The sequence below is a fragment of the Stenotrophomonas sp. SMYL8 genome (assembly GCF_036320065.1).
Lineage (GTDB): Bacteria > Pseudomonadota > Gammaproteobacteria > Xanthomonadales > Xanthomonadaceae > Stenotrophomonas > Stenotrophomonas maltophilia_A.
Genome location: NZ_JAWIRR010000001.1, coordinates 388,648 through 394,912 on the forward strand (window position 1 = coordinate 388,648; position 6,265 = coordinate 394,912).

Sequence of the window (6,265 nt, forward strand, 5' to 3'; positions counted from 1 at the left end):
GTGACCGACTCTCCGTTCCCGCTTGAACCCACCGCCGCCGAGGCCCAGACCGCCATCGCCGAGGAATTCGGCTTCTTCGGCGACTGGTCCGAGCGCTACCAGTATCTGATCGACCTCGGCCGTAAGCTGCCCGCCTTCCCGGACGAATGGAAGACCGAAGAGCACCGCCTGCTCGGCTGCCAGTCGATGGTCTGGATCGTGCCGGAAGGCAATGCGCAGTCGCTGCGCTTCCACGCCATCAGTGATTCGGCCATCGTTTCCGGCCTGATCTTCCTGGCCCTGCGCGTGTACTCCGGGCGCTCGGCGCAGGAGATCCTGGATACCGAGCCCAGCTACATCCAGGACATCGGCCTGGCCCGCCACCTCTCGCCCACCCGCAGCAACGGCGTGGCGGCGATGCTGGCCTTCATCCGCGAGACCGCGCAGGCCCAGCTGCAGCGCGACCCGTCGTGAGCGAACCCGCCACGGCCGAAGACACCGCGCTGGGGCTGCTGTCCCGGCCCGGTTTCGCCAAGCTGCTGGCCTACCGCATCTTCGCGATGCTGTCCTACCAGGTGGTCGCGGTCACCGTCGGCTGGCACATCTACGAAGTCACCCGCAATCCGTTCTCGCTGGGCCTGGTTGGCCTGGCCGAGGTGCTGCCGTTCTTCTGCGTCGCACCGTTCGCCGGTTATCTGGTCGACCACCTGCCGCGCCGCCGGCTCGGCATGGTCGCCTGCTCCGGGTTGATCGCCACCGCGCTGGTGTTGACCGGCGTGGCCAAGGGCTGGCTGCCGTTCGAAGGCGTGTGGCCGATCTATGCGGCCATTGCGCTGACCGGCATGGTCCGCGCCTTCCTGTCGCCGATCTACAACGCCCTGTTCGCCCGCGTGCTGGCCCGTGACCAGTTCGCGCGTGGCGCTGGCCTCGGCGCCGTGGTGTTCCAGGCCGGCATGGTGGCCGGTCCAGCATTGGGTGGCGTGCTGGTCGGCTTCGGAGGCAAGGGCCTGTCCTACGCGGTGGCCACGGGCTTCGCGCTGGTGGCGATGGCCTGCCTGGCCACGCTGAAGGTGGAAGAACCGGTGCATACCGGTCCAGCCGCCCCGATCTTCAAGAGCATCGCTGAAGGCGCGCGCTTCGTGGTCGGCAACCGGATCATGGTCGGGGCGATGGCGCTGGACATGTTCTCGGTGCTGCTGGGCGGCGTGGTGGCGATGCTGCCGGCGTTCCTGCACGAGATCCTGCACCACGGCCCGGAAGGCCTGGGCATCCTGCGCGCGATGCCGGCGCTGGGCTCGGTCTGCGTTGGCCTGTGGCTGGCGCGCCACCCGCTGCACCGCAATGCCGGCCGCGTGCTGCTGTTCGCGGTGGCCGGCTTCGGCCTGTGCGTGATCAGCTTCGGGCTGTCGCAGCACTTCTGGCTGTCCGCGCTGATCCTGTTGTTCTATGGGGCCTTCGATGGCGTCTCGGTGGTGATCCGTTCGACCATCCTGCAGCTGGCCACGCCGGAAGAGATGCGCGGCCGGGTGTCGTCGATCAACGGCATCTTCATCAGTTCGTCCAACGAACTGGGCGCGTTCTATGCCGGCACGATGGCAAAGCTGCTCGGCCTGGTGCCGGCAGTGGTGCTGGGTGGGTTCGCGGTGCTGAGCGTGGCCGGGATCACGGCGTGGAAGAACCCGACGTTGCGGAAACTGAATCTTCGCGACCTGCAGTGAGCCTGTAGAGCCGAGCCCATGCTCGGCTGCGTATTTCCGTGCGCCCACGCGCCGATAGCGCCAGGCCATGCCCGGCGGGCTCTTTCCGTGACCGCGGTGGGTGTCACTTTTCTTTTCACGCGAAAAGAAAAGTAACCAAAAGAAACGCGCCGCCATCCGCGAGCCGGCGCTACGCGCCGGTGCCCTGTGCTCCTCGGTGAATCAGGGGACGGCGCCGAACTCGCTGCGCTCAAACAGCGGCGCCTCTTCGCCCCTGAATCCCCTGCGGTGCTCGGCTCGCTACAAGGCGGACCCAACAGCCGCGAGCGCACGCATGACCGCCCTTGGTAGAGCCAAGCCATGCTTGGCTGCTTTTGCTTTTGCTCTTCTTTGCCCGCGCCTTCGACCCGAGCCGGGCACGGGCTAGGCTTTACAGCAACCGCGCACACAGGCTCCCTCCTATACCCGGAAGGCCCCGTTCTACCCAGCCAACCACACCCAACAAAAAACCCGGCCGAGGCCGGGTTTTTCGCATGACCAGACAACGATCAGGAATCAGTCGCCCTGCTGCTTCTGCAGGTGCTCCCAGCGCTCCTGGGCGTCGATGGTGCGTTCGGCGGTGAGGCGCGCTTCCAGGCGCTCCAGGCCGATTTCTTCGCCGGTGTCGACGCAGTAACCGTAGTCGCCGGCTTCCAGGCGCTTCAGGGTGCTGTCGATCTTGCCGATCAGCTTGCGGTAGCGGTCACGGGTACGCAGTTCCAGCGAGTTCTCGGTCTCGCGGGTCGCACGCTCGGCTTCGTCGCCAATGTCACGCACTTCCTCGCGCAGGTTCTCGATGGTCTGCTTGGACTCTTCCACCAGGTCCGCGCGCCAGTTCTGCAGGCGCTGGCGGAAGTACTCCTGCTGCAGCGGGCTCATGTATTCCTCTTCCGAGGACGGCTTGTAGCCAGCCGGCAGGATCGGGCGGCCGGTGGCCTCGTCGGTCTTGTACTCGACCACCTTGTACTTGCTGCGCGGGGCCGGTGCCGCCGAGCGGGCGGCGACGGCCACGGCAACCTTGCCGACAGGGCGCGACACGGTCTTCGGGGCGGAATCGGATTTCACGGCGGTTTTGGCAGGCGATTTCGAAACGGGCACGGGATTCTTGGATTGCGGGGCCTTCGAAGCAGCAGGAGCGGCGGCCGGGGCCGGCTTGGGGGCCGGTTGGGCTGCTGCCACTGCCACGGTCTTGGCCGGGACAGGCTTGGCCGGAGCCGGCTTGGGGGCAGGCTTCGGTGCGGACTTCACTACGGGGGCCGGGGTCGGCTTTGCGGCCGGCGCGGCAACATTCTTGGTGACTTTCTTTACAGCGGCAGGCGTGGCCACCGGTTTAGCCGCAGCAACCTTCTTCGCTGCAGGTTTGGCGACCGGCTTGGCCGCAGCCTTCTTCACCACCGCCTTCGGCGCCGGCTTGGCTGCTGCCTTCTTCGCCACCGGCTTGGCGGCGGCCTTCTTCACCGGCGCGGCCTTGCTGGCGGCTTTCTTCACCACCGGCGCCTTCTTGCTGGCAGCGGCAGGCTTGGCCTTGGCGGGCGCAGCAGCCTTCTTCGCCACCGGCTTGGTTGCCTTGACCGGCGTTTTCTTTGCGGTGGCCTTCCTGGCCGCCGGTTGCGAGGACGCTGCCTTGGTCGCCGGCTTGCTGGCCGGTTTCCTGGCAACGGGCTTTGCCGCCAACTTCTTCACAACAGGCTTGGCGGTTTTCTTGGCGGCCGTTGCGGCCTTCTTTGCAGTTTTTTTAGCAGCCACGAAACGCTCTTCCTTGGATTCCCCGGGGCCCGGGAAAGCGGGCCTTTATAGCCTACCCGACCCGCAGCAGCAACCTCGACCCCCTGCTCCATTCAGTCCTGGAGTCAAGGCGCCCTTGGAGGCAGTCCGACGAACACGGACCGCCTTGCGCGGTACGGAACCTGGCCAGCACCCGAAGGTACTGGTACCGGTCGCAGGCCATCGGCGACATGCGACCAACGGCCCATCCTGCACAAATGCGGCCTTCATGCCAACTGGCATAAGATGACTGGGTGATCTCGCGCCTGCTCATTGCCCTGCTGCGCTTCTACAAGCGCTTCATCAGCCCCCTGCTGGGGCCACGCTGCCGTTTCGTGCCGAGCTGTTCTGAATACGCGATGGACGCCATCTCGCGGCACGGCCCGCTGCGCGGAAGCTGGCTGGCTGCGCGCCGGCTGGGACGCTGCCACCCGTTCCATCCCGGCGGCTTCGATCCCGTGCCCGAGTCCCCCAACGCCCCCTCTTGCCGTTGCACAGGAAAACACTGACATGTCCTCCACCCTCATCACCAACGCCCGCATGGTCAACGAAGGCCGCACCTTCGACGGCGACCTGCGCATCGAGAACGGCCGCATCGCGCAGATCGGCAACGGGCTGGCGCCGCGCGACGGCGAGCAGGTGGTGGACGCAGCCGGACGCTGGTTGCTGCCTGGCATGATCGACGACCAGGTGCACTTCCGCGAACCGGGCCTGACCCACAAGGGCGACATCGCCAGCGAATCGGCGGCTGCGGTGGCCGGTGGCCTGACCAGCTTCATGGACATGCCCAACACCAATCCGCCGACGCTGGATTCGACCATCCTGGAAGCCAAATACGAGCTCGCGCGCGGCCGCGCCTGGGCCAACTACGGCTTCTACCACGGCGCCAGCAATGACAACCTGGACGCCATCCGTGCGCTGGACCCGAAGAAGGCCCCGGGCGTGAAGGTGTTCATGGGCGCCTCCACCGGCAACATGCTGGTGGACAATCCGGAAACGCTGGACGCGATCTTCCGCGAATGCCCGACGCCGATCATCACGCACTGCGAAGACACGCCGATGATCGACGCCAACCTGAAGGCCTTCCAGGAGAAATACGGCGATGGGCTGACCCCGGACATGCATCCGGACATCCGCTCGCGCGAGGCCTGCATCAAGTCCACCCGCCTAGCGATGTCGCTGGCACGCAAGCACGGCACCCGCCTGCATGTGCTGCACATCTCCACCGCCGATGAGCTGGCGCTGTTCGAGAAGGGTCCGCTGATCCGCGCCGACGGCAGCCGCAAGCAGATCACCGCCGAAACCTGCGTGCACTTCCTGCACTTCGCGCGCCCGGACTATGCGACCAAGGGCAACCTGATCAAGTGCAACCCGGCGATCAAGGAAGTGTCCGACCGCGAGGCGATCACCGCCGCGCTGGCCGATGACGTGCTGGACGTCCTGGCCACCGACCACGCGCCGCACACCTGGGAAGAGAAGCAGAAGCCCTACGCACAGGCGCCGTCGGGCCTGCCGCTGGTGCAGTACGCGCTGGTGGCCGCGCTGGAACGCGTGCACGAAGGCAAGCTGACCCGCGAGCAGGTGGTGCAGAAGTTCGCGCACGCGCCGGCACAGCTGTTCGACGTGGAAGAACGTGGCTTCCTGCGCGAGGGTTACTTCGCCGACCTGGTGCTGGTCGAGGACGTGCCGTTCATGGTCAAGCGCGAGGACGTGCTGTCCAAGTGCGGCTGGTCGCCGTTTGAAGGCACGACCTTCCGCTCGCGCGTGGCCTCCACCTGGGTCAATGGCCAACTGGTGTGGGACGGCAGCAAACTGGTGGGCGAGCCGGCCGGCCAGCGCATGACCTACGACCGCTGATGCGCTCCGCACTTCTGATCGGGGCGCTGCTGCTGGCCGCGCCCCTGTTCACCGCACCGTCGGCGCAGGCACAGGACGGCATCGGCAGCCTGATCGACAGCCGCGTGGTGCTCCCGGCCAGCGCATCGCAGGGCGCACTGGTGATCGGCAAGGTACCTGCCGGCAGCCGCGTGCAGTACGCCGGCCGCCAACTGCGGGTGAGCGGCTATGGCAGCGTGGTGTTCGGCATCGGCCGCGACGAGAAGGGTCCGCTGCGCGTGCAGGTGCAACGCCCTGATGGTGGCAGCGAGACCGCGACCATTGCGGTGACCCCGCGCGACTGGCCCACCGAGCGGGTCAACGGCGTGCCACCGAAGACGGTCAACCCGCCGCCGGCGATTGCCGAGCGGATCAAGCGCGAACAAGCACAGGTGACCGCCGCGCGTGCCCGTGATGACGACCGTACCGACTTCACCCAGACCTTCATCTGGCCGGTGCAGGGCCGCATCAGCGGCCGCTTCGGCAACGCACGCGTGTACAACGGACAGCCCGGCGCAGGTCATTCCGGCATGGACATCGCGGTACCGACCGGCACGCCGGTGAAGGCGCCGGCGGCCGGCATCGTCACCTTCGCCGGCCCCGACCTGTACCTGACCGGCGGCACGCTGCTGCTCGACCACGGTTTCGGTGTCAGCTCCAACTTCCTGCACCTGTCGCGCATCGACGTAAAAGTTGGCGACCGTGTGGAACAGGGCCAGGTGATCGCTGCGGTCGGCGCCACCGGTCGTGCCACCGGCCCGCACCTGCACTGGGGCATGAACTGGTTCGATACCCGTATCGACCCGTTACTGGTGCTGGAACGGAAGTAACGCGCGACGAACGGCCGCCGGGGGGGGGGCCGCGCGTCCCCCACACCCCGCCCCCGGGGGCCGGGGCGCGCGCCGCGCGCG

At 67.2% G+C, this 6,265-nt stretch carries 6 protein-coding genes; 5 read left to right on the forward strand and 1 reads right to left on the reverse strand.

The annotated features are described in order from the left end of the window. A complete protein-coding gene (locus V3B25_RS01935) occupies positions 1-453 on the forward strand; it encodes a SufE family protein (RefSeq protein WP_005410372.1) in 453 nt (150 codons plus the stop codon). Further along, positions 450-1,697, forward strand: a complete 1,248-nt coding sequence (locus V3B25_RS01940) for an MFS transporter (RefSeq protein ID WP_032129395.1) — start codon at positions 450-452, stop codon at positions 1,695-1,697. The genes V3B25_RS01935 and V3B25_RS01940 overlap by 4 nt, the downstream gene beginning before the upstream one ends. 534 nt (positions 1,698-2,231) lie before the next feature. On the opposite strand, the gene dksA is transcribed toward V3B25_RS01940, so the two are convergent. Continuing rightward, positions 2,232-3,461, reverse strand: a complete 1,230-nt coding sequence (gene dksA, locus V3B25_RS01945) for an RNA polymerase-binding protein DksA (protein WP_071229711.1) — start codon at positions 3,459-3,461, stop codon at positions 2,232-2,234. A gap of 272 nt (positions 3,462-3,733) precedes the next feature. On the opposite strand from dksA, the gene yidD reads away from it, so the two are divergent. Genes yidD through V3B25_RS01960 form a run of 3 tightly spaced genes read left to right on the forward strand, consistent with a single transcriptional unit; the run spans position 3,734 to position 6,184 of the window. Further along, the gene (gene yidD, locus V3B25_RS01950; RefSeq protein ID WP_014037867.1) at positions 3,734-3,988 is read left to right on the forward strand and encodes a membrane protein insertion efficiency factor YidD; all 255 of its coding nucleotides are present in this window, start codon (positions 3,734-3,736) and stop codon (positions 3,986-3,988) included. A 1-nt stretch (position 3,989) separates the two neighbouring features. Beyond that, positions 3,990-5,336 (forward strand): dihydroorotase, encoded by a 1,347-nt coding sequence (locus V3B25_RS01955; protein ID WP_329809912.1) that lies wholly within the window; start codon positions 3,990-3,992, stop codon positions 5,334-5,336. After that, positions 5,336-6,184, forward strand: coding sequence for a M23 family metallopeptidase (locus V3B25_RS01960; protein WP_329809914.1), 849 nt, complete (start codon positions 5,336-5,338; stop codon positions 6,182-6,184). Before V3B25_RS01955 ends, V3B25_RS01960 begins: the two co-directional genes overlap by 1 nt. Positions 6,185-6,265: the final 81 nt, after the last annotated feature.

Excerpts from the sequence above, each read along its gene's own strand:
- V3B25_RS01960 (WP_329809914.1), top strand. The coding sequence starts at position 5,336 with ATGCGCTCCGCACTTCTGATCGGGGCGCTGCTGCTGGCCGCGCCCCTG.
- V3B25_RS01955 (WP_329809912.1), top strand. The coding sequence starts at position 3,990 with ATGTCCTCCACCCTCATCACCAACGCCCGCATGGTCAACGAAGGCCGC.